Below are 2,726 nucleotides of genomic sequence, written 5' to 3'. Positions count from 1 at the left end.
GCCCGCAGCAGCAGCTGATGGGCAGGCACGCCGTAGCGCTCGGCCTGACGCACGGCGTGCTTGAGGAAGCTGGAGTACACCCCGGCGTACCCCATGATCAACGCGTTGCGGTCCAGCAGGCATTCGGCCGGCATGGTGGGGGCGACCACCTCTTCGGCGGCATCGGCGATATCGAAGAAATCGATCCCGGTCTTGACGCCGATCTTGTCGAACACTCCGATCAGGGCCTCCACCGGCGCGTTGCCCGCACCTGCGCCGAATCGCCGCACGCTGCCGTCGATCTGTTTGGCACCGGCACGCACCGCCTCTACCGAGTTGGCCACCCCCAGGCCGAGGTTCTCGTGGCCATGAAAACCAACTTGAGCATCCGAACCCAATTCAGCGATCAATGCCGAGACCCGATCGGCGACATCGCTGAGCACCAGCGCTCCGGCGGAGTCCACCACGTAGACGCACTGGCAGCCGGCGTCGGCCATGATCCGAGCCTGCTTGGCCAGCTTCTCCGGGCCGAGGGTGTGGCTCATCATCAGGAAGCCGACGGTCTCCAGGCCGAGTTCCCGGGCGAGCCCAAAATGCTGGATGGAGACGTCGGCTTCGGTGCAGTGCGTAGCGATCCGGCAGATCGAGCCACCATTGTTTTGCGCCTCTTTGATGTCCTCCTTGGTACCCACACCGGGAAGCATGAGGAAGGCGATCTTGGCTTCCTTCGCCGTCTCGGCCGCGAGTTTGATCAGTTCCTGCTCCGGGGTCTTAGAGAAGCCGTAGTTGAAGCTGGAGCCGCCCAGACCGTCGCCATGGGTGACCTCAATCACCGGCACACCGGCATGGTCGAGCGCCGCCACGATCGCTTGGACTTCTTCCTTCGTGAACTGGTGGCGCTTGTGATGCGAGCCGTCCCGCAGCGAGGTGTCAGTGATACGGACGTCGAAAGTGTGATCGCTCATCGCGCTCCTCCAGATACTGCCGCGGCCTCTTTGGCTATTTCCTCGCCGACCTTGGTGGCCGCGGCGGTCATGATGTCCAGATTGCCGGCGTAGGGCGGCAGGTAGTCGCCCGCGCCTTCGACCTCGATGAAAGTGGTCACCACATGGCGACCGCCGTTGACCACCGAGGGCTCGTCGAACTGCGGATCGTTGAGCAGACGGTAACCGGGCACGTAGGTCTGCACCTCGGCCACCACGTCGAAGATCGACTTCGTGATGGCGTCATGGTCGGCGCCCTCGGGGATCTCGCAGAAGATGGTGTCGCGCATGATCATCGGCGGATCGGCGGGGTTGAGGATGATGATCGCCTTGCCGCGCTTGGCGCCGCCGATCACCTCGACTCCCCGGCTGGTTGTTTTGGTGAACTCGTCGATATTGGCCCGGGTACCGGGACCAGCCGACTCCGAGGACACCGAGGCGACGATCTCGCCGTAGGGCACCCCGCCCACATCCTTGGTCGCACGGGATACCGCGTAAACGATGGGGATCGTCGCCTGCCCCCCGCAGGTGACCATGTTGACGTTCGGCGCGTCCAGATACTGGCGCAGGTTGGCTGGCGGAACCACGCCGGGGCCGACTGCCGCAGGGGTCAGGTCGATCGCCTTGATCCCGGCTTCCTCGTAGCGTGGCGCGGCCGCTTTGTGGACGTAGGCTGAGGTGGCCTCGAACACCATGTCCGGCAATTCATTCTGGGACAGCAGCCAGTCGACACCGTCGGGGCTGGTCTCAAGACCGAGATTTCGGGCGCGGGCCAGACCTTCACTCGCGGGATCGATACCGATCATCCACCGCGGCTCCAACCACTCCGAGCGCAGCAGCTTGTACAGCAGATCGGTACTGATATTGCCCGAGCCGACGATCGCGACCGTTTTCTTCTGCGGCATGGCACTCCTCCACTCTGGCCGCGGTCAGGCACAACTGTTGCCCGTTCCGGACAGTGGAACGATACCCCGGCCGACGCGGGTGCGACCGGGGTTAAAAGGGCGGCGGATGAATCCTTTCGATCTCCGCCATTCGGGCGTCGTAGGCTCGCGCACGTTCGGCGTTGATCTCGGCCCGAAGTCGGCGCTCCCGGTCGATCCGCGCCCGGCGATCCTGGTCGCGGGTCCGTTGCCGGGTAGGCATCGCTAGTCCGCGGCTTGCGTCGGGCGGGCCGGCGCCAGCCGGCGGATGCAGATTTCCGGTTGGCGCTGACAGCGTCGGGAACATCTCGGCGCCGGCAGGCTGCGTCGTGTACTCGTGGCCGGTGGGTGCGGTGAAAATTGTTGTCCCATCGGGCAACTGATGCTCAGACCAGCCGCCGGGTCCGCCATAGAAAGTTTTGATGAGGTGGTGCGTGCGGCAATATCCCTTCAGATTCGAGGGATGCGTCGGCCCGGCCGGATAGGGAACGGTGTGGTCGATATCGCAAACCGGCGCGTCGCACCCAGGCCAGCGGCAAGTCAGATCGCGCCAGCGGATGAACTCCGCGAGTGCGACCGTCGGCCGGTACCCGGTCTGGCACTGGTCGCCGGGCACGATCAGCGGCTTGCACTTGGCGGCCGCGGCCATCTCCCGCACTGCCTCGGCCGGCTGAATGCCGAAGCCCGGCAGGTAGCCAGGTGCGGCGCCGGCGCCGTCGACGGTGGCCTGCTCGGCCAACACGTGGATGACCACCGGGACCGCGCCACCGGAGCCAAGGGCCGGGCACTCCGGAGAACCACACGCGCACAACAACTTCTCCGCCCCGGCCGCCATCGCCCC

General features: G+C 65.5%; 3 protein-coding genes. All 3 read right to left on the bottom strand.

What is annotated here, in order from left to right; all coding sequences use genetic code 11:
• Positions 1–944: 4-hydroxy-2-oxovalerate aldolase (dmpG, locus tag ACR2JI_RS15705; protein WP_526391603.1), on the bottom strand; the 944-nt coding region annotated here is incomplete at its 3' end.
• Positions 941–1,867, bottom strand: coding sequence for an acetaldehyde dehydrogenase (acetylating) (locus ACR2JI_RS15700; RefSeq protein WP_526391601.1), 927 nt, complete (start codon positions 1,865–1,867; stop codon positions 941–943). The genes dmpG and ACR2JI_RS15700, both read right to left, overlap by 4 nt.
• 91 nt (positions 1,868–1,958) lie before the next feature.
• The coding region (locus ACR2JI_RS15695; RefSeq protein ID WP_526391599.1) for a DUF222 domain-containing protein at positions 1,959–2,726 on the bottom strand (768 nt) is incomplete at its 5' end.

The organism is Mycobacterium sp., assembly GCF_051006775.1.
Classification (GTDB): domain Bacteria; phylum Actinomycetota; class Actinomycetes; order Mycobacteriales; family Mycobacteriaceae; genus Mycobacterium.
This window is presented reverse-complemented; position numbering and strand designations above follow the sequence as displayed.